Origin of the sequence: Streptococcus sp. oral taxon 431, assembly GCF_001553685.1 — a bacterium.
GTDB lineage: Bacteria > Bacillota > Bacilli > Lactobacillales > Streptococcaceae > Streptococcus.
In genome coordinates this window covers 163,814-188,847 of record NZ_CP014264.1, presented here as the reverse complement: position 1 = coordinate 188,847, position 25,034 = coordinate 163,814, and the positions used below count along the sequence as shown (strand labels likewise).

24 protein-coding genes and 1 pseudogene are annotated in these 25,034 nt (G+C 38.3%); 4 read left to right on the top strand and 21 right to left on the bottom strand.

What is annotated here, in order from left to right; all coding sequences use genetic code 11:
- Positions 1-85: 85 nt before the first annotated feature.
- The 8 genes from AXE83_RS00975 to tsaB form a co-directional block, all read right to left on the bottom strand.
- On the bottom strand, positions 86-760 hold the full coding sequence (locus AXE83_RS00975) for a CPBP family intramembrane glutamic endopeptidase (RefSeq protein ID WP_083500961.1): 675 nt from the start codon (positions 758-760) through the stop codon (positions 86-88).
- A 120-nt stretch (positions 761-880) separates the two neighbouring features.
- Complete coding sequence (locus tag AXE83_RS00970; protein WP_060955087.1) at positions 881-1,549, bottom strand: CPBP family intramembrane glutamic endopeptidase; 669 nt, start codon at positions 1,547-1,549, stop codon at positions 881-883.
- An 11-nt stretch (positions 1,550-1,560) separates the two neighbouring features.
- Complete coding sequence (locus AXE83_RS00965) at positions 1,561-2,238, bottom strand: CPBP family intramembrane glutamic endopeptidase (protein ID WP_060955086.1); 678 nt, start codon at positions 2,236-2,238, stop codon at positions 1,561-1,563.
- Between the two features lie 123 nt (positions 2,239-2,361).
- On the bottom strand, positions 2,362-3,030 hold the full coding sequence (locus tag AXE83_RS00960) for a CPBP family intramembrane glutamic endopeptidase (protein ID WP_060955085.1): 669 nt from the start codon (positions 3,028-3,030) through the stop codon (positions 2,362-2,364).
- Between the two features lie 115 nt (positions 3,031-3,145).
- The gene (locus AXE83_RS00955; RefSeq protein ID WP_060955084.1) at positions 3,146-4,009 is read right to left on the bottom strand and encodes an XRE/MutR family transcriptional regulator; all 864 of its coding nucleotides are present in this window, start codon (positions 4,007-4,009) and stop codon (positions 3,146-3,148) included.
- 111 nt (positions 4,010-4,120) lie between these two features.
- A complete protein-coding gene (tsaD, locus tag AXE83_RS00950) occupies positions 4,121-5,131 on the bottom strand; it encodes a tRNA (adenosine(37)-N6)-threonylcarbamoyltransferase complex transferase subunit TsaD (protein WP_060955083.1) in 1,011 nt (336 codons plus the stop codon).
- Positions 5,121-5,558 (bottom strand): ribosomal protein S18-alanine N-acetyltransferase, encoded by a 438-nt coding sequence (gene rimI / locus AXE83_RS00945; protein WP_060955082.1) that lies wholly within the window; start codon positions 5,556-5,558, stop codon positions 5,121-5,123. The genes tsaD and rimI overlap by 11 nt, the downstream gene beginning before the upstream one ends.
- Positions 5,555-6,238: a tRNA (adenosine(37)-N6)-threonylcarbamoyltransferase complex dimerization subunit type 1 TsaB gene (gene tsaB, locus AXE83_RS00940; protein WP_060955081.1), complete on the bottom strand. Its 684-nt coding sequence runs from the start codon at positions 6,236-6,238 to the stop codon at positions 5,555-5,557. The genes rimI and tsaB overlap by 4 nt, the downstream gene beginning before the upstream one ends.
- 172 nt (positions 6,239-6,410) lie before the next feature.
- On the opposite strand from tsaB, the gene AXE83_RS00935 reads away from it, so the two are divergent.
- Both AXE83_RS00935 and AXE83_RS00930 read left to right on the top strand, forming a co-directional pair.
- Positions 6,411-6,578 carry a class IIb bacteriocin, lactobin A/cerein 7B family gene (locus AXE83_RS00935; protein WP_060955080.1) on the top strand — a complete coding sequence of 56 codons (168 nt, stop codon included), beginning with the start codon at positions 6,411-6,413 and terminating at the stop codon, positions 6,576-6,578.
- Between the two features lie 16 nt (positions 6,579-6,594).
- Positions 6,595-6,738, top strand: a complete 144-nt coding sequence (locus AXE83_RS00930) for a bacteriocin (RefSeq protein ID WP_060955079.1) — start codon at positions 6,595-6,597, stop codon at positions 6,736-6,738.
- 369 nt (positions 6,739-7,107) lie between these two features.
- Here AXE83_RS00930 and AXE83_RS00925 read toward each other — a convergent pair whose 3' ends face one another.
- On the bottom strand, positions 7,108-7,314 hold the full coding sequence (locus AXE83_RS00925) for a hypothetical protein (protein WP_060955078.1): 207 nt from the start codon (positions 7,312-7,314) through the stop codon (positions 7,108-7,110).
- A gap of 272 nt (positions 7,315-7,586) precedes the next feature.
- Between AXE83_RS00925 and AXE83_RS00920 the strand changes: the two genes are divergently transcribed.
- On the top strand, positions 7,587-7,820 hold the full coding sequence (locus tag AXE83_RS00920) for a DNA-dependent RNA polymerase subunit epsilon (protein WP_060955077.1): 234 nt from the start codon (positions 7,587-7,589) through the stop codon (positions 7,818-7,820).
- A gap of 1 nt (position 7,821) precedes the next feature.
- Positions 7,822-9,501: a ribonuclease J1 gene (gene rnjA / locus AXE83_RS00915; protein WP_060955076.1), complete on the top strand. Its 1,680-nt coding sequence runs from the start codon at positions 7,822-7,824 to the stop codon at positions 9,499-9,501.
- Between the two features lie 106 nt (positions 9,502-9,607).
- Here the strand turns inward: rnjA and AXE83_RS00910 are convergent, their stop codons facing one another.
- The 12 genes and pseudogenes from AXE83_RS00910 to AXE83_RS00855 form a co-directional block, all read right to left on the bottom strand.
- On the bottom strand, positions 9,608-10,486 hold the full coding sequence (locus AXE83_RS00910; RefSeq protein ID WP_060955075.1) for a glycosyltransferase family 2 protein: 879 nt from the start codon (positions 10,484-10,486) through the stop codon (positions 9,608-9,610).
- 25 nt (positions 10,487-10,511) lie between these two features.
- On the bottom strand, positions 10,512-11,726 hold the full coding sequence (locus AXE83_RS00905; RefSeq protein ID WP_060955074.1) for a glycosyltransferase: 1,215 nt from the start codon (positions 11,724-11,726) through the stop codon (positions 10,512-10,514).
- A gap of 209 nt (positions 11,727-11,935) precedes the next feature.
- Entirely contained in the window at positions 11,936-13,156 is a 1,221-nt protein-coding gene (locus tag AXE83_RS00900; RefSeq protein WP_060956344.1) for a hypothetical protein, read from the bottom strand.
- An 8-nt stretch (positions 13,157-13,164) separates the two neighbouring features.
- Positions 13,165-14,652, bottom strand: a complete 1,488-nt coding sequence (locus tag AXE83_RS00895) for a glycosyltransferase (RefSeq protein WP_060955073.1) — start codon at positions 14,650-14,652, stop codon at positions 13,165-13,167.
- A gap of 98 nt (positions 14,653-14,750) precedes the next feature.
- Positions 14,751-15,959: a glycosyltransferase family 8 protein gene (locus AXE83_RS00890; RefSeq protein WP_060955072.1), complete on the bottom strand. Its 1,209-nt coding sequence runs from the start codon at positions 15,957-15,959 to the stop codon at positions 14,751-14,753.
- A 4-nt stretch (positions 15,960-15,963) separates the two neighbouring features.
- A pseudogene (locus tag AXE83_RS00885) lies at positions 15,964-17,197 on the bottom strand (glycosyltransferase family 8 protein).
- Between the two features lie 17 nt (positions 17,198-17,214).
- The gene (locus AXE83_RS00880) at positions 17,215-18,090 is read right to left on the bottom strand and encodes a DapH/DapD/GlmU-related protein (RefSeq protein WP_060955071.1); all 876 of its coding nucleotides are present in this window, start codon (positions 18,088-18,090) and stop codon (positions 17,215-17,217) included.
- Positions 18,091-18,092: 2 nt separating this feature from the next.
- On the bottom strand, positions 18,093-20,186 hold the full coding sequence (locus tag AXE83_RS00875) for a glycosyltransferase (protein ID WP_060955070.1): 2,094 nt from the start codon (positions 20,184-20,186) through the stop codon (positions 18,093-18,095).
- A gap of 72 nt (positions 20,187-20,258) precedes the next feature.
- Entirely contained in the window at positions 20,259-21,134 is an 876-nt protein-coding gene (locus AXE83_RS00870) for a CatB-related O-acetyltransferase (protein WP_060955069.1), read from the bottom strand.
- A gap of 355 nt (positions 21,135-21,489) precedes the next feature.
- On the bottom strand, positions 21,490-22,527 hold the full coding sequence (locus AXE83_RS00865) for an aldose epimerase family protein (RefSeq protein ID WP_060955068.1): 1,038 nt from the start codon (positions 22,525-22,527) through the stop codon (positions 21,490-21,492).
- A 146-nt stretch (positions 22,528-22,673) separates the two neighbouring features.
- Positions 22,674-23,669 carry a tagatose-bisphosphate aldolase gene (gene lacD, locus AXE83_RS00860; RefSeq protein ID WP_060955067.1) on the bottom strand — a complete coding sequence of 332 codons (996 nt, stop codon included), beginning with the start codon at positions 23,667-23,669 and terminating at the stop codon, positions 22,674-22,676.
- Positions 23,670-23,679: 10 nt separating this feature from the next.
- A complete protein-coding gene (locus AXE83_RS00855; protein WP_060955066.1) occupies positions 23,680-24,846 on the bottom strand; it encodes an SIS domain-containing protein in 1,167 nt (388 codons plus the stop codon).
- Between the last annotated feature and the right edge of the window lie 188 nt (positions 24,847-25,034).

Genomic DNA, 25,034 nt, shown 5'->3' with positions numbered 1-25,034 from the left:
AAATAGAACAAAGTCTGCTGATTGACAAGAACAGAAAAAGACTGGGAGGCCAGTCTTACGATGCAACTTATAAACTATTTTAGATTTAGTACCCAAATACCAATAAACTGGCAATGATTAAAAATGTATTCCACAAGATATGAAAAGCCATTGACCAATACACTGAATGAGTATAACGAAATAGCATAGAGAGTAACAGACCTGCACCTGCATAAACGATGAAGTCTGTTAACACCCATCCATATTGTAAAACATGGATGAGACTAAAGAGTGTGGAGGAAACGACGACATCAACATAATACTTTTTAAATTTGGACAACGCTGTCATTAGAAGCCCACGAAAAACCAACTCTTCAACGATAGGAGCAATGAGACTGCCATAGAGAATGCGCATTATAAAGTAGCTAATTCCTGTCAAATTGGCAACTTCTTTCATCATTTCGCTCCCATTTTGCGTGCTAGGAAAAATCAGAGTCGTTATATTTACCCACACAAACATCAGTATAAAGAAAAGAAAGAAGACACCCAGATAAGCCCAACGAAACTGGTAACGACCGCATTCTTTCCAACCTTGACTCTTTACAAGAACCACAGTAGCAGTAATCCCCTCAAGAACTATCAATAAAATTTGCAAGCCATAAAACCCAGAATCTGATAATTGATTAACAAATTCTAACCTTGCTACAAAATTAAAAATTAAGTAATAGGTGGCTATGATCAAAACAGTTGTCAAGTAAAATTTCGTTTCTTTCCTTTTCATCATTGATCCTTTAAAGTTTTAGTTACACCATCTTCCAGCTAAACTTCCCCAAATCCATCTCATCCAATCATAAGCACTACGATTAGGACTCATCCCTTGATTTATGATTCTTAAAAACCTCTAAAACAACAATGGTAGAATTTGAGGAATGGCGTTATTGACTATATGCAATCCAATAGGCCAATAAATAGACTTTGTCACTCTAAAAAAGACTCCCATTATTAGACCGCCACCCATATATACGAAAAAGTCTGTCAGAACCCAACCATGATTACTGATATGCAGAATTCCAAATAAAGCAGCCGAACCAAGTACATCCAGTCCCCATTTCTTCCCTTTTTCCAAAGCGGTCATCACCAATCCACGATAGATCATCTCTTCAAAAATGGGACCTGCAATCACAGGATAGAAAAAATACATCAAAAATGCCGTAGCGCCTGTAAAAGTAGGAAGATCCAGTTGATAAGAAATTTCATTTTGGGTAGATGGGAAAATAAAAAATGTAATGAAATTCCAGACCAAAAAAGCAAGAAGAGCTAAAAAAGAATAGAAAAGATAGGACCCTTTAAATTTTCTACTATTGATTTTTTGCCATTTTCCTGACCAAATCATTACAATCGTAGCAAATAGAACTACAAGAAAATGCAGCATCATATCCGAAAAATAATAGCTAAAGTCAGATAGGCTAGCAGCAAAGTCGCTGTGTAAAATTAGACCACTGAAGTACTGGTAAGCATTGACAAGTAGAATGGCTACAAAAAAGTAGTAGCGTGAGATGATCTTTTTCATATATTACCCTTCTAAAATCCAAACACCAATAAACTGACAATGATTAAGAAGATATTCCATGAAGCATGTAAAGCTATGGCCCAATAAATAGATCGTGTATATCGAAACATCATGCAAAATATCAAGCCCATTACAAAGTAGAGTATGAAATCCGTCGTTATCCAACCATGCTGTAAAACATGCATAGCGCCAAATATGGCAGCAGAAACAAGAACATCAATATAGTAGTTTTTAAATTTAGACAGGCTTGTCATCAAAAAACCACGACACACGATTTCTTCTGCTACAGGTGCGATAAGGCTACCGTAAAGTACACGCGTAATAAAATAGCTAATTCCTGTCAAACTGGTGGCTAATTCCACTACCGTACTTCCATTTTGCGTACGAGGAAAGATACGAGTTGCTAGATTTGCCCACACAAATAATAAGAAAAAAGAAAGAAAGAAAACACCTAGGTAAGACCAACGAAACTGGAAACGACCATACTCTTTCCAATGTTCACTTTTGACAAAAATAATTGTAGATACAGTTCCCAGAATAAGTACCAATAAAACCTGGAACACATAGTAGATCTCATCAGACAAAGCCACAGTAAAATCTAAGTCTGGTATGACATTAAAAATGAGGTAATAGGTCAAAAGTAACAAGCCAGTTGCTAGGTGAAATTTCATTTCTTTCATTTTCTTCATTTAATCAACTCCTATAGTATCCTATCTTCTACTACGCTTAAACAACTCATCTGTTGGATCTACAACCCAAGCAAAAGCACCACGACGAGGATTCTTCCCTTGATTTATGATTCTCAAAATCCTCTAAAACAGCAACGGGAGTATATGCCCGATACCGTTATAGACTATATGCAGTCCAATAGGCCAATAAATAGACTTTGTCACTCTAAACAAGACCGCAAATATAATACCACCGCCCATATATACGAAAAAGTCTGTCAAGACCCAACCATAATTACTGATATGCAAAATTCCAAATAAAGCAGCAGAACCAAGCACATCCAGTCCCCATTTTTTCCCTTTTTCCAAAGCGGTCATCACCAATCCACGATAAATCATCTCTTCAAAAATGGGACCTGCAATCACAGGATAGAAAAAATACATCAAAAATGCCGTAGCGCCTGTAAAAGTCGGAGCAGCGAGTTGGTAAGCAAGGCCATTTTGAGTAGGTGGAAATAGAAAAAATGTAACGAAATTCCAAATAAATAAAGCAAGAAAAGCTAAAAAGGAATAGAAAAGATAGGTCCCTTTAAATTTTCTACTGTTGATTTGTTGCCATCTTCCTGACCAAATCATAGCAAGAAGAGCAAATAAAACCACAAGAAAATTCAACATCATATCCGACAGATAAAATGCAAACCCAGATAGACTAGCAGCAAAGTCACTGTATAAAATTAGACTACTGAACTCCTGGTAAGCAATGACAAGTAGAATGGCTACAAAAAAGTAGTAGCGTGAGATGATCTTTTTCATTCTTTTTTCTCCTATACTATGGAATGAAGACAGTATAACACGAAAAATTCCATATTTTAAAAAATCGCATATTTGACATTTTTTCTGATAGGAATTTCACATTTGCGATTTCTAACTAATCGATAAGTGCTTTGTACTGCTGGAAGCGTAATTCAAAAAGGGCTGTTAATTGTGGATTTTCTAATATTTGCAGAGATTGGATAAAGTGTTCAATCTCTTTTCGATTACTTCCCTTTGTTTGAAGGAAAACACTCAATTTCTTTAAAAATTGCCATGATACTTTCTCAAAAACATCATACGGACGGAGCATACTCTCCAACTCAGCTTCAAAGATTGGAATGTAGGAGAAAAGTTTGCGCTCCATGAACTCTGAGATGATATTGAGATAGCCACTTTTCATATACAGTCGATTGTGGACTAACTCTTTAAATTCCTTAGATTTTTCGAGTAAGGAGGTTGATAAAAAGATCAAATCTTGGTTGCTCAAAAAAGGCATAGTATTGCAAAAGATATAGAGTTCAAACCAGGTCCAAGACTCAATAGCATAGAGGTAGCTAGTCAAAAACTCACTATCCTCTTCTTCTAGCGGATAGTTTTTATCCAAGGAATGGATAGCATCTTTGATCACAATAGCATTCAAACGACGATAGGTCTGCGCCATCTGTTCTTGCTCGACTTCCTCTAACAGTTGCTCTAAACCAGCGATATCTTGATGGGCAAAGCGATCCACAATCCTTCTACCAATTCGCATATGTGGAGATTCTTGGTAGTTGTTGAGTTTGTGCCCAAACTCATCAAAGGTCATATTTATCCCTTGAATAGCTAATATAAGCTTATCTGCAGACAACATGGACTGCCCTAGTTCAAACTTGGATAGCTGAGAGGCTGTTAGTCCAGCACAAGCTACGTCTGACTGCTTAAGCTTTCTAGCTAGGCGCAATTCCTTGTAAAATTCTCCTAATTCCTGTTTTTCAATCATGGTCAAACTCCCTTTTTTAAGATTCCCTTTACTATTCTATTCGTAAAAACTTTTACTTTTTTAATATATTATAAAATATTTTAGCAAAAAAGCCAGCCTAAAGCTGACTCTTTATTCTATGGTATCAAAAGCGAGACTTGGCTTGGCATTTAGCTCCAAGCCTGCAAAGTTTTCTTTATTCCACTCGCTAACACTAGCATAAGCAATCATACCCGCATTGTCTCCGCAAAGTCGCAGAGGTGGAATAATAACCTTGACGTCTGTGATTTCAGCTGCTAGGCGTTCTCTGAGACCTTTATTAGCTGCTACACCACCAGCCACGACAAGGGTTTTAACAGGGTATTTCTCCAAAGCCTTCTTAGTTTTGGCCATAAGAATATCCATCACTGCTGCTTGGAAGGAGGCACACAAGTCCTCTGTGGACAAGTTTTCTCCCTTTTGCTCGGCATTGTGGTGAAGATTGATAAAGGCAGACTTCAAACCTGAGAATGAAAATTCCAGATTATCCTCCTTAATCATAGCACGAGGGAAATCATAAACATCCTGACCTTGATGGGCCAACTCGTCAATCTCCCGACCTGCTGGATAGGTCAAGCCCATGACTCGACCGACCTTATCGTAGGCCTCACCAACCGCATCATCACGTGTTTCTCCAACTATCTTATAATCTCCAGCCTCAGAAACATAGACCAACTCAGTATGTCCACCACTGACTAAAAGGGCCAGCAAGGGAAACTCCAAAGGTTCGACACTCTGGGCTGCCATGAGGTGGCCAGCCATGTGATTAACGGGAATTAGAGGTAATCCATGTGCCCAAGCAAAGGCCTTGGCAGCTGACAAACCAACTAGCAAGGCTCCGACTAAGCCAGGACCATAGGTAACCGCAACTGCTGTCACATCTTCTTCGCTAATCCCTGCTTCTACCAGTGCCTCCTCGATACAGGCTGTAATGACCTCGACGTGGTGACGACTGGCTACTTCTGGAACTACGCCACCAAAACGTTTGTGACTCTCAATTTGACTAGCAATGACATTGGATAAGAGCTCGTCGTCGTTTTTTAAGACGGCGACACTAGTCTCATCACAGGATGTTTCAAATGCTAAAATATATCTATCCTTCATCTATTTCTCTCTTCATGATAATGGCATCCTCAACTGGATCATGGTAGTAGGCCTTGCGCTCAGCGATGATCGCCATCTTTTCTTTCTTGTAAAATGCTTGCGCTATGTGATTTGACTTCCTGACTTCGAGGAAAATCTCCTTATCTGTCGGCAATGTCGCAAACAAGGCTGACGCAATTCCCTGACCCTGATAGGCTTCTTTGACAGCGATTTGCAAGACTTCTGCTTCAAAGAGATTCTCCTGAAGAGCTAAAAAACCAATCACTTCTTCCCCATCATAAGCTAGAGCATACCAGGTCTGGTCTTGGGACAGGTCTGCTTGGATTTGTTCCAGAGTCCAAGGGCTGACTGGATACACATCTACCATAACAGCGTAGATGGCTTGGGCCAAGTCAGGTCGCTGTTGGATTCGTTTAATCTCTATCATAGGCGTTTAATGTAAGACTCGCCAGACTCGGTGTGATTCTTGAGCCAGTTTTCCTCAGCTTCGACACGCTTAAGGTAATTCGGCACAAAATCATGCAAGGAGTCTGCTTCCTTGTCCCAGGCCCAAAGAGCAAGATTCGCTGCGTTTGGTAAGGTTTCTTGGTAATTAGCCTGTGGCAGTTGTTCTTGGATTTGTTCCACAAAGGCTCCCACTTCACCGACAAAAGTGACTTGTTCAGCATCCTTGACTTGCTCTAAAACTTCCGCAAAAGATAGGTGCGCTTCTGGCATGACAGGTTTGGCATTTTCATAAAATCCTGCATACACATTATTGCGACGCGCATCCATCAAGGGGACGAACAAACCTTCTTGTTGGTAAGGCACCAGAGCCAAGAGGCTAGACATGCCAACTAACTCGATGTTCAGAGTATGAGCCAAAGTCTTGGCAGTCGCTACTGCGATTCGCAAACCTGTGTAGCTACCTGGCCCCTCTGCCACTACGATTCGATCCAAATCCTTGGGTGTCAAATCCAAACTTGCCATCAAAAAATCGATAGCAGGCATCAGAGTGATACTGTGATTTTTCTTGATATTAATAGTCGTATCGGCAAGAAGCTGCTTGTCCTCTAAAATAGCTAGAGAAAGAGCCTTGCTGGACGTATCAAAAGCTAATACTTTCATAACACATTCCTATCTTTTTGTCTGCTTACTATTATACTACAAAAGAAGGCACATGGGAATTTTCTTTGTTTTGTATCAAAAATCACAGTGAAAAGAAATCTTCAAAAACATTGCAACTTTTCCTTTTCGTTTCCGAATATAAAAGTGAACAAGAAAAAAGGAGGAAAGTTCAATGACAAATTTCGAAAATATTGACAATCAATTTGTATCGCTATCTGAAAATGAATTATCAGATATTGATGGTGGTCTCGCTCCCTTGGTTATCTTTGGTGTAGCAGTTTCTTGGAAAGCTGTTGCTGGCGGAACAGCACTTGTAGGCTCTGGCTTAGCAGCTGGTTAGTTTTTAGGAGGTTAGTATGATTAAAGATTTAGACAAATATCATGAAATTTCTAATAAAGAATTGCAAGAAATCAAGGGTGGTTTTGGTGTAGGTGTTGGTATAGCTTTATTTATGGCAGCTTACACCATTGGAAAAAATCTCCGTAAAAAGTTTGGATAAGTCATGCTAGATAAAAGATACATTTATAGAAGGATGAATTTTATTTTCTTCATCTCTTACAGTTTGATCAGTATTCTCAACGATTTAAGCATTACTACTATACCATTGCCAATTGATTTATCTGTTTGTATTGTTTTATTTTTATGCTTCAACTCTATTTTTGAACAGAACAATCACTACTGTAAAAATAAGGATAAGGCCTGAAAATATGACCTTCGTTTGAGGGAAAATTGGACACCGAATTTGAAAAATCCACCCTATCTTAATAGTTGGGGTGGATTTTTTGTGCAGCTGAGTTCGCTATTTTTTTATAACCTATTTTAAAGATATGCATTCGTTCAATCAGCAGATATAAATAAACAACTGAAGCTAAGCATTCAAACCAAAGTAAAATACAAGCCAGACCACATAGGTCACCAGAAGAAGGAAAATGGAATACAGTGTTACAAAGACAATTTTCCAATATACAGCTAGTTTTCTATGTTCTAGACGAAGAAATAGTAGATTGCCACCATAAACACAAGCAACAAATACCGCAAAGACCAGAAGACGAATGACAATAGCTAGTTGAAACATATCGTGCCCTCCTTCATAAGGAAAAACCTCTTTTCTAACTTTATTATAGCACTTGCATCTGATGTCTTCAAATACTTATACAAGGTAAAATGAAACGCATTTCAAGCTCCTTACTTTCATGTTTCCTGCTTTTACTAATTCCCCTTTTTATGTTATAATTGAGATAATTGTAACGAATCAAGGTCAATAAAGACAAAAAATGAACTGGAATCAAACCAGCTTCAAACTGAGCATTTTTGAATATAGCTGACCTGAAAGCAGAAAGGAAACATATGATTTACAAAATTTTTTATCAAGAAACAAAAGAACGCAGCCCACGTCGTGAAACAACACGCTCACTCTACTTGGACATCGATGCTAGTTCAGAACTTGAAGGACGTATCGCTGCTCGCCAACTTGTCGAAGAAAATCGTCCAGAATATAATATCGAGTTTATCGAACTCTTGTCTGACAAATTGCTAGACTACGAAAAAGAAACTGGCGCATTCGAAATTACGGAGTTCTAATATGGCCTACACTCTTAAACCAGAAGAAGTCGGCGTTTTTGCCATTGGTGGTCTAGGAGAAATCGGAAAAAACACATATGGTATCGAATATCAAGATGAAATCATCATCGTTGATGCAGGGATTAAATTCCCAGAGGATGACCTTCTCGGTATCGACTACGTTATCCCTGATTACTCCTACATTGTAGAAAATATCGACCGCGTTAAGGCTCTTTTGATTACACACGGACACGAGGACCATATCGGAGGGATTCCTTTCTTGCTTAAGCAAGCCAATATCCCTATCTATGCAGGTCCACTGGCCCTTGCCTTGATCCGTGGAAAACTCGAAGAACATGGACTTTTACGCAACGCTACACTTCACGAAATCAACCACAACACGGAGTTGACTTTTAAAAATCTTAAAGCAACTTTCTTTAGAACAACCCACTCGATTCCAGAGCCATTGGGAATTGTCATCCATACACCTCAAGGGAAAATCGTCTGTACAGGTGACTTCAAGTTCGACTTTACACCAGTTGGTGAACCTGCAGACTTGCACCGTATGGCAGCCCTAGGTGAAGATGGAGTGCTTTGTTTGCTCTCTGACTCGACCAATGCTGAGGTTCCAACCTTTACAAACTCTGAAAAGGTTGTCGGCCAGTCGATCATGAAGATTATCCAAGGTATCGAGGGACGCATCATCTTTGCATCCTTTGCCTCAAATATCTTCCGTCTCCAACAAGCAACTGATGCTGCTGTTAAAACAGGGCGTAAGATTGCTGTCTTTGGACGCTCTATGGAAAAAGCCATTGTCAACGGGATTGAACTAGGTTACATCAAGGCTCCTAAGGGAACCTTTATCGAGCCAAATGAAATCAAAGACTACCCTGCGGGTGAGATCCTTATCCTCTGTACAGGTAGTCAGGGCGAACCTATGGCAGCCCTCTCTCGTATCGCTAACGGAACTCACCGTCAAGTGCAACTCCAACCTGGTGATACCGTTATCTTCTCATCTAGCCCAATTCCAGGAAACACCACTAGCGTCAACAAATTGATTAACATCATTTCTGAAGCTGGTATTGAAGTCATCCATGGTAAGATTAACAATATCCATACATCTGGACACGGTGGTCAGCAAGAGCAAAAACTCATGCTCCGCCTCATCAAGCCAAAATACTTCATGCCTGTTCACGGTGAATACCGCATGCAGAAAGTCCACGCTGGACTAGCGGTGGATACTGGGGTTGAGAAGGACAATATCTTTATCATGAGCAATGGTGATGTGCTTGCCCTTACTGCAAATTCTGCCCGTATCGCAGGTCATTTCAACGCTCAGGATATCTACGTCGATGGTAATCGTATCGGTGAAATCGGTGCAGCTGTGCTTAAAGATCGCCGAGACCTATCTGAAGATGGTGTTGTACTGGCTGTCGCAACCGTTGACTTCAAGTCTCAGATGATTCTATCTGGACCAGATATTCTCAGCCGTGGATTTGTCTACATGAGAGAGTCCGGCGACTTGATTCGCCAAAGCCAACGTATCCTTTTCAATGCCATTCGTATCGCATTGAAAAACAAAGATGCCAGCGTCCAGTCTGTCAATGGCGCTATCGTAAACGCCATTCGACCATTCCTTTACGAAAATACTGAACGTGAACCAATCATCATTCCGATGATTCTCACACCAGATGAAGAATAAGAAAAAATTCTCTGAAGTCATAAGACTTCAGAGAATTTTTATTATTTCACGACAAGTTATGTCAAGTATTTTTCTTTAATCAACTATTCTATAAGACTTATAACTCTTACCGCTGCTTACTCTCAATAGCTTTTTTCACCAAAATCTGTTGATAAGCTTCCATATCTCCGCGTTTCAATGATTCTTCTTCATGAATGGATAATCGCCATTTATAAGCCTGAATTTCCTTATCCAACAACTCCTGAGGTGCCCCAATCAGATTCAAAATAGTCAGACGCTCTTCAATACTCTTTAAAGGATAAACATCTGCAAGATTAACTGTTCTAGTCACACTTGTGGAGCGTTTTCTATGAATATAAATGGCTTTATTCATATAGGCTATCTTATCTGCTTGAAGGTAAACCTTATAGGTCGTATAATCGTCCTCTACCTTCTGATCCGTTGGATAGACAATATCCTTGAAAAGCTCTGCTTTATAGAGTTTTGCCCACGGAACTGTAAAACATTGACTAAGATTATACTTTCCATCATATTGATGATGGAACCAATCGAAAGGGCTGAACACTTGTTCAAAATAGTTGTCTGCACCTACATGGATTAAAAAACTCCCCTGATCTTCAATAAACTGAGTGAAATTACCAATTGCAATATCTGCATCCGTTTTTTTCAATAAATCATAAAGGCTTTGGATATGGTCTAACTCTAGCCAATCATCATTATCAACAAAGACAATGTAATCACCTGTCACAGCTTCCAAGGCACGATTGCGACTGGAAGCAACTCCTCCATTTGGCTTATGGTAAACTTTAACACGCGCATCTTGATTTTTATATCGCTGACAAATAGTTGCCGAACCATCAGTTGAGCCATCATTGATTAAAATAACTTCAAGATTTTGATAAGTTTGTTGAAGAATGCTATCTAAACATTTTTCAAGATAGGCCTCTGACATATAAACAGGGACAATAACACTTATTTTTTCCATTTTTATTTCTCTCTTTATTCAATTTTTAGTCTAAGTTCTTCAAATATTGCTGGATTGAGGCAATCATATCCTCAACTTTATCTACACTGAAACAGTAAGCATTATTTTCATTCTCACTATGACTATGTTGGGTAACATCAAAAGAAAAGATAGGTTTTTCCAGTGCAGTTACCTTGTTAATAATATCGTAAATTTCTTCATGGTAATTAATATCCAGATAAAAATCCATATGCTCTAACGCTACCTGAGCGTTATAAAGAGTAAATCGAGGGTAGAGAGAAACGTTTGGATAAGACTCCAAAGCAATGACACCTGGTGCAAAATTTGTATGTGCTAAAATTTCAAACTGAACATCAGGTAGTGCTTCTATCAAAGTTTCAAGTTGTTCCATCGCAGCTGAATTTGTGAATATCGCTGTATGATAACGAGGCCTCTTTACCAGATCCTTAAACCCATGTTTGAGAACACTCTTTCTAAGTAAGACTTCAGACCATTCTAATCCATAATAGAACCACCAAATATCGCGACAACGATTCAAATTCCACTGATTCCATGGCTTATCTCCTGCATAATGAATGATAACCGCTTCCTTTTCTAACTGATTCGCTCGATCATACCACTCAAAAGCATTAAAAGTATGAGCAAAGGTATCCATACCAACCATCACATTATATTTTTCTGGTAATTTTTTCCAGCGTCCTTTAAAATGTCGATTTAAGATCCCTTGATCACCAAATTCTTCCTCATGATAACGATTGGTTAACTCCAATAGTTGCTGACAGACATTTTCTTCTCTCCAAAGAGCAGTATCAATCAGTAAAACACCTGCATTGAATTTATTCACATCTAAACCATCAGTTACAGCTGCTAAAGCATATCCTTCTAAATCCATCTCAAAGAGAGGAGTTAAATCGCCTGTAACAACGATATCTGCATCTATATAAAGAGCTCGATTCTCTGCGACTACTTCACCAATAAAATAGCGATAAAAAGTTGCATAAGAAAGATGATCCATAGGCAAGGAATAGCCCTTTATCTGATCGGAAGAAATTTTAACATTCTGAATTTCTGACTGAACAGACTCTAAGCGATTATTCATCAACCAGAACCACTCCTGAGGAAGATTATCATTGATAACATAAAAATTAATATGACTGTTTGTTGCAACAATAGATTTTATGGCAACTTCTAACTTCTCCATATAACCATTATCACCTGCAAGTACGATTGCCCTTCTCACTACCCCATTCTCCTTTTCTTTTCTCAATTATCCTATCTATTAAATACTTATTTATTTTTAAACGAATAAAGTAAACTTGAACCCTACGAATACATATCGGACAAGATCTAGATTTTATTTAGTACTATTCTTCTATATTATCCCCAGTATAACAATAGATGCCATAAACATATTTGGAATTCACGATACTTCCCTTATTTATTCGTCATTTAAAGAAGTAACTTCAATTCTTCCCTGGTCACTAAGTACGGATTCATCTTTTGTTTATCATAAGCAGATTGATATTTTTCTGGATTTGCAAGTTGGGATAGTTCGTCAATCATATCTGCGATACAATCCCTTGGAAACACATGGTCAGTGGCATAAAACTCTGGCTGGTGGCACGTTTCCTTAAAAGCATAAAGGATCATGCCATTTTCAAGAGCTGCACGGTTGCCATCAAGTATTTCCTGCGCATGAGAAATATCCAGATAAATGCTACACGTTTGTAAAAGTTTCTCATATATCTCTCTAGACAGACCTGGGTAGAGATGAACATTTGCATGACAATCCAGATCTAGCAGGCGCCCTCCCATTACTGTTAAAGCAGCAATATGAAATTCAAAATCTGGTAGGGCAGATACAAGGACTTCAATTTGCTCTAGTTCTTGCGTATCTGTCAAAATTAAAATATGCGGACGAAACTCCCTAAAGGCACCAAGAAACGTTGGCAGATAAATCAGGGGAAGATTCATATTGTCTGTCTTTAATTTCAAATCTCGGGTCAGTAATTTCCCACAACGCTCTTTTAGATATGAAATATCTTTCGCGGATAACTCTTCTCTCATATAAAATACTAACTGATTAGATGAGAGGTTAGGCATATCCCTAAGTAAGCTTATATCTGATAATACTAAACAATCACCTGTAGATAATTGTTTATCTAAAATCAGTTTTCTTGCTTCATCAATTGAAGAAAAGCCCTGTTCCCGACCATTTGCTTCTCGATAAAGTGCACGATCATGAGATGAAAAAAGATAGAGTTGCTCTTGATTTTCCTGACCATAAATGTCTATCTCTTTTTTTCCACCACTCCAAATTTCTCTATGAAAACAAGTTCCCGATAAATCGTAATGATCTCTTGCACAACAAACACCTTTGTTATCATACCATTCGACTACCTCCACCATTTGTGGCCACTGAGGATAGCAGTAAATCTTCCCTTTTTTATTTCCTTCCGCTATGATATCTCCTGAAGAAAGAACCTCCCAAAATCGAGGTAAGGGAAGTTGGGTCATGTGTAAGGGACTTGAATTTTCATGATTAGAAAAAAAACTAGTAAAAATATTGTTAATCGTTAATAGTTTCAGTTCCATCCCCATAAGTTCTAAATCTTTTTTTAGGCGATCGTCATCTGAAGACCATTCCCTCGTCAGATAATAATACATCATTTCTTTTTTTATTCCCATTCTCTAGTCAACAATTCATACCATTGTTTTGTTATGCAGTCTGATAAATATTCTTCAGCCAAGCGATAAGAGCCTTCCCTGAACTGTTTGATTTGTTTGAAGGCTTTCTCTAAAGCTTTTGTTAAATCAACCACAATTTCCTCATCCGAACGAGCATCAAAAGGAACTAAATAACCATTTTTACCCTCCTGAATAAAGGTCTGATTTCCATATGGTACATCTAGACCAACAAGAGCTTGTCCAGAACCAATTGCTTCTAACAAAGTTATACCAAAAGTTTCCCATTCCGAGGTAGCCAGGTAAAGCTCATACTCTTTGAAGCGATTCTTAATTGTCTGATGCCCCTTAAGTTGAATATAATCTTGCGCTCCTAGATTGGCAATCTCTGCTTCAATATCCTGCCACAGCATCCCTTGACCATATATGTCTAAGTTGACGTCTGGACAAATTTCATGAAAAGCAACGATTGCTTTAATTGCTAGGTCTAATCGTTTTCGACGTACAAATCGAGCGGCGAGCATCACAGAATATGGTTTTCGTTCATCAGCTAGTTGCAACTGGTATAGGGCAGCTACTGGAAGAACGCGAACTTGACCAGTTTTTCCTAGTAATGCTAAATGTTTTTCCAATTCATCCTTCTGTGCTTGCGTTGATACTAAAATACCATCAAATTCTTCGGCATATTGAAAGAGGTAATAATATTCAGAATTAATCTGATCTCCCCAATAATGGATAGAGTGCACAACACAGGATACTTTCGCTTCACCTTTTAAACGTAAAAGAGGGGATGTAAAGGGAAGACCCCCTATACGATCAAGAAATACATGATCCTCTTTACTAAACTGCAACTCTGATAAGACTCGCTCTAAAAATTCAGACTCACTATAGAACCATTCTGCTCCGCACCGATAAACTGCTTCAGTATCCTCACCTGGTTCTTTCTTAATCTCTTCAAAGGCTACTGAACCATCTCTATTATGAAACAGTCGGCGAACAACTCTAGCTACTAGACCAAATCCAGCATCCACTGCTGTGAAAAATTCTGTGAACAGTTTTTTCTTACCATAATGTTCTCTACGAAGTAAACGACCAAATGCATAATAATCTACATAATCCACATAATCCGGTTTTAGACTATTTTTATGCAGAATGGTAATGATACCATCTTGTTCCTGAAAAATCAATTCACAATTATTTTCCTTATATTCAGCAGTCAAATGTAAGAGCTGTTTCATATCATCTATACGGATTCCCAAGCTCATATCACGCTGATCTGTCAACAACATATGTGCTAACAGGATTTCTTCCTCAAGATGACCCAAAGATAGGTAATAGTCCCATTTAAATCGAGGAGGGACTTGTGTAAAAACAAAACAGGCAGGGAGGCCCAAGTCGCGAAAAACCTTCCCACGATATGCTTGAGCAACATCTACACCATTTGGTTCTAAACCAACCATAAGATTAAAAGTGTAAAGCATTCTTTAACTCCAAACTAAACTCTAATCACAAGCATCAAAGCATGGACTCCATAAAAGAAGTGAACTAGCGGATGATTAGATTATCTACTAAAAATATCTCATTTATCTAACGAATTGAGGTAAGCTTTTATCGCCACTACCATCGTTTCAGGAGCTTGCGAAGAAAAAATCTGACTTTCTCCCGTTTGATCCTTACTGGTATTATCAAAAGCAAAGATCGGTTTCCCTAAATTATGAATTTCCTGAGTGATATTCATAATTTCATTAAAATGATTGATATCTAAATAAAAATCGATTTTACTAAGAACATTTTCAAAATTATAAGGATTGAACTGTGGGTAAATGGACACATTTAAATATCGTTGTAAATCGACCACTTGAGAAGCAAAACTAGTATGAGCCAAAATATGAAAATGAACATTAGGTAGTGCTTTTATCAAAAACTCCAAGTGCTCCATCTCGCAAGCATTTGTAAAGATTGCAGTATGATATTTTTCTTTTTCTGTAAGCTCCTCTAAACCATGTCTGATAATCTCTTTCCGCAAGATAATATCTGACCAATCTAAAGCATAGAAGAACCACCATCTATCTCCCAAGCGATTCTTATATATAGCTGACCATGGTTTCCCGTCTGTATAATGAATAACAGAAACCGCTGACTCATATTGATTCGCTTTTACATACCATCCATCTTTTTGAAAACGTGTCGCAATAGTATCCATTCCAACCATAAAATTGTAATTGACATCTAGCTCTTTCCATTGCCCTACAAAAAATCGATTTAAAATTCCTTGATCACCAAACTCAACCTCATGGTACTGATCCGCTAATTCAAACAATTTTGTTGAAATCGCATGCTCTCTCCAATGGGCATTATTTATCAATAAAACTCCTGAATTGAAATTTGTTTGCTGCAATTCATCTCTAACTGCTGCGACTGGGCTATCACCTAGATCTATTGCAAAAAGGGGTGTTAAATCTCCATTAACAATAATATCCGAATCAAGATATAAAACCTTATCTTCCTTCAGTATGTCTGGAATAAAAAAGCGAAAATAAGCTGCGTATGATAAATGCGCCGTTGGTAAATTATATTTTCGGAGATGATTGTCAGAAATCTTTACATTAATAACTTCCGAATCAAGGGGCTTTAACCGCTGATTCATGACACGAAACCACTCAGACGGCAGATCATCATTAAATATATAAATCTTGAATTGATCATTAAAGGCAGCTATTGATTTAATCGTTGTCTCTACCTTACTCATGTAGCCATTATCGGCTCCCATAGCAATTATTTTATGCATTTTTCTAATTTCTTTCTATTGTAGCTAGATGGCTTCTAATATCTTCAATCATTTGCATCACTTCAGAAACTGCATACACTTTATTCTGTCCGCTGTCATCATGATTGGTAACATCAAATGAATAAATTGGTTTCCCTAATGCATGTACTTTATGGATAATGTCAGCAATCTGATTTCCATTATTGATATCCAAATAAAAATCTAGCTTATTCATCACCTCATCGAAATTGAAAGGAATAAAACCAGGGTACACAGATACATTGGTAAAACGTTGCAAATCAATAACTGATGAAGCAAATGAAGTATGGGCAAGGATTGAAAAATGTATCTGCGGAAACTCTGTTAACAGTTTTTCAATCTGCTCCAATTCACATGAATTTGTAAAAATTGCAGTATGAAAGCGAGGAGGTTCAATCAGAGTGTTAAAATCCCCTGCTTTTTGAGATTTTATTGGGTTCTTTCTCAAGAGAATATCTGACCAGTCAACACTATTATAAAACCACCACGTAGATCGATAACGATTCTTTGATAGATGATACCAAGGCTTCTCTCCTGTATAGTGAATAATTACAGGAAAAACACCATCTGGAAGAGCAGACTGATACCAAGATTGGTCATTGACAACTTGAGCCAAGGTGTCCATTCCAACCATAAAATTATAAATGCGTCCTAGTTTTTTCCACTTATCCTTGAACAAGATATTTAAGATCCCTTGATCTCCAAAAACTGTTTGATGATGTTGTTCTGTTAATTGTAATAGCTGAGTGGATACATCATTATCCTTCCACTTTTTAACAGGAATCACCATCATACCTGAGTTAAAACCACCTGTATAGGCTCCGTCAAAGTAATCTGCTACTCCTGCCAACCAATAGTCTTCCAAATCGATTGCAAATAAATCATCCAAGCAACCTGTTACTATCGTTATCGGAATCAAGATAAATCGCTCGATCTTCCTCAACAAATTCTCCTATAAAATAGCGGAAATAAGCTGCGTACGAAAGATAACTAATCGCCAAACGGTAGTTTTTAAGGGTGTGGTCAGAAATCTTTACATTTACAATTTCTGAATGAATAGCTTTCAATCGCTGATTCATAATACGAAACCATTCCGAAGGTAGATCGTCATTAAAGACATAAAATTTTATATTATCGTTATGAGCACAAACAGACTTGATAGTAGTTTCTACCTTATCCATATATCCATTATCTGCTCCAAGTACGATTGCTTTCCTCATTTTTCAATTCCTTTTGTCTAACGTTCATTTTCTTCTCTATTTACCTGTAAAATTTGTCGAATCTCATCTACCATTTTTTGAGGTTCTTCATGAGAAAACACTTTATCACGGAGTTCTGCTCGATGGGCTACATTATCAAAGGCCAGCACAGTTTTTCCCTTAGCAATGGCACGATCGACAATCTCATCAACCTGTCCCCAGTGATTGATATCTAAGTAAATATCTGCTTTTTCCAATAAATCTTCGATAATGTCACCATGGTGAACATTTGTATAAAGAGTGACGTTGTCATAAGCATTAAAGGCCTCTAAACGATCCGAAACATTTGTTTTTGCTGCAATATGAAAGGCCACCTCAGGCAAATGTTCCACAAGATATGTTAGATTTTCTAGGGTATCCGAAGCCGTTAACGTAAACACATGGTAATCCAACTGGGGACGTTCCTTTATCACCAACTCTTCCTTACTGACTACGATTGAATTACTTGGAATATCCTTATGGATAACTGCTCCTGCACCGATGATAACATTATCACCAATTGTTACCCCTTTAAGAATGACAACATTAGAGCCAATCCAGCAGTTTTTACCAATGATAACTGGCCCTTTATTAAAACTAATTTTTTCAATATGATAATTAGAATACTGGTGATTATGATCAAAAATACGCACACCATCTCCAAACATGGTATCTTTCCCAATCTCGATATGATGTTCACAACGTATACTACAATGATTATTGAAAAAGACGCGATTTCCTAGTTTGAAAGTTGCTTCACTCCCCACTTCTAAACATACAAATGAGCGTAAAGTAACATCTTGTCCCAATTCAACCTGAGCTGTAGGAGAAATAGATATATATTGATACTCACCTGCTTTATGAAAGTCCACCATCTCTAATCCTCTCCTTTTCTAATCTTATCAATAGCCCTTGCTAGCTCTTGCCAGTTCTCTCTTTCAAAAAGTCGTTGGCCATGCTCAGTTGATTTTAAGTCTTGGAATGCCAAGATTGGTTTATGATCCTGACTAAAACGATCCAGAATTTCAATTGTTTTTTCCCCTGGATTGATATCTAATAGAACATTGCTTGTCATAACCAATTCATCATCTAGTCCATGCAATTCACTAATTCCAGAATAAACTGTTACATTAGAATACCTTATCAATCTTGCTAAACTGTCTGCTACGTGCACACGAGCTGCTATTTTAAAGTTTACTTGCGGAAGTGCTCGAATGAAGTCTTCCAAATGTGGAATCTCTGCCATGCTTGTGTAAATGAGGCAGGTAAAAGGTCTGCCATTAGGATAAATCATCGTCTCACGAAGAGGCTCTAAACCAATATTCTCTGATACTTCTGACCAATCTAATTGAGCATAAAACCACCAAACATCACGATAGGTTTGTGCGGCTAGTGGAAACCAAGGCTTTCTGTGAGATAAATAATGGATAACCTTAGGATAAGACTGCCCATTTGGGATCTGGTAGTTTGTAAAATGACTATGAAGTACCACATGATTAAAATCAAAAGGCAATTCCAACCAATTATTTTCAAATACCATATTGAGAATAGATTGGTCTGCCTGATCTACCTTATCATGCCATTTATTCGTCATCTCAATCAGATATTGACTCATTTGATGTACCTTCCAATAAGCATTATCAATGACTAAAAATCCTGCATTAAAGATCTCACGATTATAAAAAACACGTCCTCCGTAGTCTCTAACTGCCGCGATAGGATGACCTTCTAAATCAAGTGAATAGAGCTCATCTAGAGGTCCTGTTACCACCATATCACAGTCCATGTATATGACACGGTCCTCCTTAACAAAATCAGAAATAAAATAGCGAAGGAAAACTGTATAGGAGATATCCGTCTTGTACTGTTGAATCTGCTCCATACTGACTCGGCAGTTGATAATTTCACTATCCAGACCTTGTAAATGTCGATTGATTCCCGTAAACCACTCCTGTGGAAAATCACCGTTAATCAGATAGAAACGAATATTTCTATGATGATAGAGAACCGATTTAATGGTTGCTAGCACTTGATCAACATAAGGATAATTAGCTGCAAGTACAATGGCTTGTTTCTGTTCACTGTAGGCTTGTGGTCTAGTTTTTAAAAACTGTAATTTTTCCTGAACACGAGCATAAACATCTTTATCCTTCAGGCCTTGATTCTCAAGGTTTGCCAAGATAGACTCTAAGGTGGTACGATAGGCTTTTATATGTTTCTCTAATGGATAAGCCTTGCTAGCTAAAAATACTAGTCGTTCTTCCATACTATCTATCAAATCCGATATCCTATCTTCCGTCCTTTCCTCAAGAGCTCTTCCAGAATATTCACGGCAAGTATAGAGAGCTTTGTTGAGATATACTACTCTTTGACTCATAAGATAGGCTTTAAAATTAAAAAGTCCATCTCTCTCAACTCGATTATTTGAAAAAAGTAAGGATTCCAAAATGGAACGCTTATAGAGTTTTCCCCAAGCAGATGTTAAAGCAATATGTTTGTTAAATCTTGTTTCATAAAGCTCATCTAAAAGCTGATAAGGCGAATAGAGACGCTCATAATAATCAGTCTCACCTATATAAAAATAGAAAATCTTCTCTGATTCCTTAAAGAGAGAATAGTTAGCTATAGAAATGTCTGCATCATGAACTTTTAAGCTAGCATAAAGTTCTTCAAGGTAATTTTTCTCTAACCAATCTGCAGGATTTACAAAGGTCACATATTCACCAGATGCCAGTTGTAGTCCAACATTTCTTGTGCCAGAAATACCAGAATTTTCCTTAATATGATAGGAAATTCGTGCATCTTTTTCAAGATATTCTCGACAAATCGCATCACTTCCATCAGTTGAGCCATCATTGATGATCAGGATCTCTAGATTTTGATAGGTTTGTCTTAGAATGCTATCCAGACATTGTCTCAGGTATTTTTCAACGTTATATACGGGTACAATTACACTAATTTTTTCTGTCATTTTTTTATATTTCTATTTGTACTTTTCTTAAATTAGGGGGAAACAACTCTCCAATAGATTGCCAACTCACTACTAGCTTTCTCTAGTTTGTGGAAGAAATTCTTTGATGAAAGCTGAAATATCTTTACTCATGATTTTGTCCAGCCTCTCAGCAATCAATTCCTCTGACCAGTTCCACCAGGCAATTTCTTGCATTTGCTTACGGGCAGTAGAATCTGCTATGCGATAACGAATAAGCTTAGCAGGATTTCCTCCAACAATAGCATAGGGTTCCACATCTTTAGTCACTACAGCACCTGTTGCTATCACCGCTCCATCTCCAATAGTTACCCCTGCCATAATCTGAACATTGTTTCCAATCCAAACATCATTTCCAACACGAGTAGGATTCTTCAATATGTGGTCATCCGTCATATCCAGGGGCTTGTCTGTGTAAAACAACTCCAAACTCTTAAATGGATAAGTAGTAATCAATTCCACATCATGATTTGCTGTTACAAATTGAACATTTTGTCCAATAGAACAATAATCACCAATAATGACCTGTCCTCCATGGTCATAGTCAACTAATTGAGGAATACCATAAGTATGATTGCCCACTGTTAAGGCCCCGTAGTCAATCAAATAGCGACTAGTAAATTTCGTAAGGTAATCAAACAGATCCGAACGCGAATCATAGACACGAATTTCCAGAGGAATCGTTCCCTGATGCAAACCTTCCCAATAGGAATAGCCGACTTCCTCATAGCAACAGTCAAAAATCGCCGTCAATTCTTTCGAGCTAGAAAATAGTTGAATTTTATTCTCCTGCATATGCCAAAACCGCTCATTATCATGACCGGTTCCACCAATATCCTTGATTTGACCATCGGGTAACAGTTGAAAAAAGCGCTGATGTTGCTTATTTTTATGTGAAAATATACAGAATTTTCCAGATACTGATACCATTGCTAATCTTCCCCTTATAACTTCGACCAAGAACACGAGTCTCTATAGAGAGTTTTTTTCCAAAAATCTTTATAAAAATCTAGTATTTTTTAGTCAAAAGCCTAGATTTATTCCATTTTAATTATACCTTATTTTTAGCAAAAGAGCTATCATATAAATATATCTATTAGATATTATTGACGCATTCAACTATCAATATAAGTCAATCATCTTTATTCAGTAAAAATATTTGATATATAGAATTATCTTCTAAACTTGAGATTATTTCCTTATTTTTCAAGAATCAAAAAACCTAGATTCTAACAGCTAGTAAATAACTAACGGTTAAAGTCTAGGTTTACTCAGAAAACAATCATTATTTCACAACAAGTTCGTAACGAGTTTTGCTGGTGAAAGTTTCACCTGCTTTGAGAATGACTTGGTCTTTAAGGTCACTATGAATAGCATCTGGTAAAGCTTGCGCTTCTAGAGCAATCCCATTGTGCTGAATCATTGGCTGACCAGCGATAATGACACTCTCATCCACAAAGTTTGCTGTGTAGACCACAAAGCAAGGAGCCTCTGTCTTGAAGAGCAAGAAGCGACCTGAACCTTGGTCATAGAGGAATCCAGCATTGTCATGTCCTGCAGGAAGAGCAAATGGATGGTCCAAACCAGATACGAGTTGGATTTGCTCATCTTCTTCTGCAAAGATATCTTTCAACAAGGCACCATTATAGATATGTTTGACCACATCACGATTAGCATCTGGGGTTTTAGCTGGAACACCGTCAGGAGCGATTGGATAGATACCTTCTGTGTTTAATTGGAAGACATGACGGTCAATCGTCTGAGTGAAATCACCAGACAAGTTGAAATAGCTGTGGTTGGTTGGATTGACCAAGGTATCCTGGTCTGTCGTTACCTTGTAACTAACTTCGTAGGCACCACTTTCTTCCAAGTTGTAGCTAATCCAAATCTTAAGATTTCCAGGGAAACCTCCAGTCCCATCTGTTCTTTCTGTGTAAAGAGTCAAACCATGATCATTCACTTCGACTAGCTCAAACAAGCTAGAATCCCAACCAGTTGAGCCACTGTGATTACAGTTGCTTGCGTTGTTGACTTCGAGTTCATAGGTCTTCCCATTGAGTTCAAATGTTGCACCTGCGATACGACCCGCAACTGGACCTACACTTGCTCCATGTTTAGGGCTATTTCCCACATAGCTTTCGAAATCGTCAAAACCTAGGATAACATTGGCAAAATTGCCAGCCTTATCTGGAGTTACATAGCGTAGAATTGTTGCTCCATAGGTCATAATTTCCAGTTGGTAGCCTGCCTCCGTTTCAAAACGGTAAGCGAGGACATCTTTGCCATCAACTTTCCCAAATACACGTTCTGTGTATGCTTTCATCCTTCTCTCCTTTTTCTATTTCAACTAAGTAAACAAACCATAGAAAGCGCATTCGCTCTCTATGGTTTTATTGTATGATTTACAAACACCTTTGTCAAGAAACCATAGATATTTTATTAACAAAAGTCGTTTCTTCTATTTCTGATCTATGCTTCTACACGTTCAGTCCATGAAGTAGCTGTTGTTTGAAGTACTTTATTGAGTTCATCAATGTTTTCAAATCCAGTTGTACGAAGCCATTCGCGAGCTGCTGCTTCACCATCTTTGATGTAAGCTTCAACTGATCCTGCCCATGTAGCACGTCCACAAAGAACACCATTGAAGTTTGCGCCTGATTCATGGGCAAAGACAAGAGTTTTTTGGAAGAGTTTAGCGGATACACCTGCACTCAAGTAGATGTATGGAAGGTTAGTTGCTTCGTCTTGCGCTTTGAAGAAAGCAGCTGCTTCTTCACGTGTATGAACGATTTCGCCATCACCAAAACCTTCAACGTATTTCACGTTAACTGGAACTTCTACTTTCAAGACATCGATGTTGAAACGTGGATCTGAGAAGACTTTCATAGCGCCGATAACCTTGTGTGGTTTTACTTTAGCGTATTCAGCAGAACCTGCGTCAGCAATTTTTTCATCATAGGCAAGGATTTCAAGGAAGAATGGAATATCTTCAGCCACACACTCAGAACCGATACGTTCGATGTAAGCTTGTTTTTGTTGGTTAAGTTCGTCAGAGCTATCTACGTCATAGTAAAGCAAGAACTTAACAGCATCTGCACCTTGTTCTTTGATACGTTTTGCAGACCAAACATCCAAGCAGTCTGGCAAACGTTTTGTACTTGTTGTGTCGTATCCAGTTTTTTCATAAGCAAGGAGAAGACCAGCTTTTGGATCAAGAGCTTTTGTAGCTGGAAGTCCGTACTCAGGGTCAAGAAGCATAGATGAAGCGTATTTTGTCAATTCATCCGCTACCAAGACTTTAAGTTCTTCCATTTGAGCTACTGTTGGCTCTTCTGTTTGGTATTGAGCCATGAGGCGTTTCAAAGCACCACGTTGGTCAAAAGCAAGAGCTGAGATGATACCATTCTCGTCTGAGAGTTTTTGCATGCAGGCATGTTTATTTGGGCTTAATGTTAATTTACTCATAAATAACTCCTTATTTTTCAAACTCGTGAATAATGACACCTTGAACGACACGGTTAACTGTACCTGTAGGTGATGGTGTATCTGGTCTGTTACCAACTTTAAGTGAAGTCAAGAGAGCAAATAACTGACCATAAACGATGTAAGGGAAGACACGGTAAACATCATTCAGAACCCCACCGCATCCAAGTGCTACTTCCTTCACATTTTCAAGTCCAAAGGCTTGATCACTCAAGAGAACAACTCGACGAGCAATTTGGTCGCCAGCAACTTCGCGAACCAAGTCTAAGTCATACTTACGAGTGTAATCTGTTGTAGTACCAAATACCAAAACGACTGTATCTTCGTTGATAAGAGATTTTGGACCGTGACGGAAGCCAACTGGACTTTCATACATAGTCGCGACTTGACCAGCAGTCAATTCCAAAATTTTAAGCTGGGCTTCGTGAGCAAGTCCGAAGAATGGGCCCGCACCTAGATAAATCACTCGGTTAAAGTCTAGGTCAACCAACTCTTTGACATCTGCCACATTGTCAAGAACTTTGCGAGCTAAACTAGATAGCACGTCGAAACGTTCAGCTTTAACAGCAAAGTCTGTTGGATCAAATACCAAGAGTGCGGTCAACATCATTGAAGTGAAGCTTGAAGTCATAGCAAAGCCAGCATCGTTAGAAGCAGCTGGTTGCAAGAGCAAGAGGTTGCGGTCATCACCATGCGCTTGGAGAGCCAATTTCCCTTCAGCTGCACATGTGATGGTCACTTGATAAAGCTCATCAACCAAAGCCTTGGCCAAGTCAACTGTTGCCACACTCTCAGGTGAGTTCCCGCTACGCGCGAATGATACCAAAACAGTTGCCACATCTTTTTTCAAATAAGTTTGTGGGTTTGCTACAATATCAGTTGTCGCGATAGCATTGAAATTCCATTTACGTTCATCATAAACTTCTTTAAAGTAAGGAACCAGAGTATCACCTACATAAGCAGAAGTTCCAGCACCAGTCAGGATAACTTTGATGTAGTCATGTTTGTCAGCAATTCCTTGTAAGAAGGCTGCAATTTCATCACGTCGTGCTTGATAAGCTTCAAAAGCTTCTTTCCAAACGTCTGGTTGTTGGTAAATTTCGCGAGTTGTGATTTCTGCTCCCAACTCAAGCAAATCTTCTTTTGTATAATCTAGCATTGAAAACCTCTAATCTAATATTGTTTCATGATTGAAAACATGGGAATGGGAGCCGCTCCCATTCCCATGTATATTTTTTATAAGATGATTTAACGTTTTAACGCAATCACATCTTATACTCAATGAAAATCAAAGAGCAAACTAGGAAGCTAGCCGAAGGCTGTACTCAAGTACGGCAAGGCGAAGCT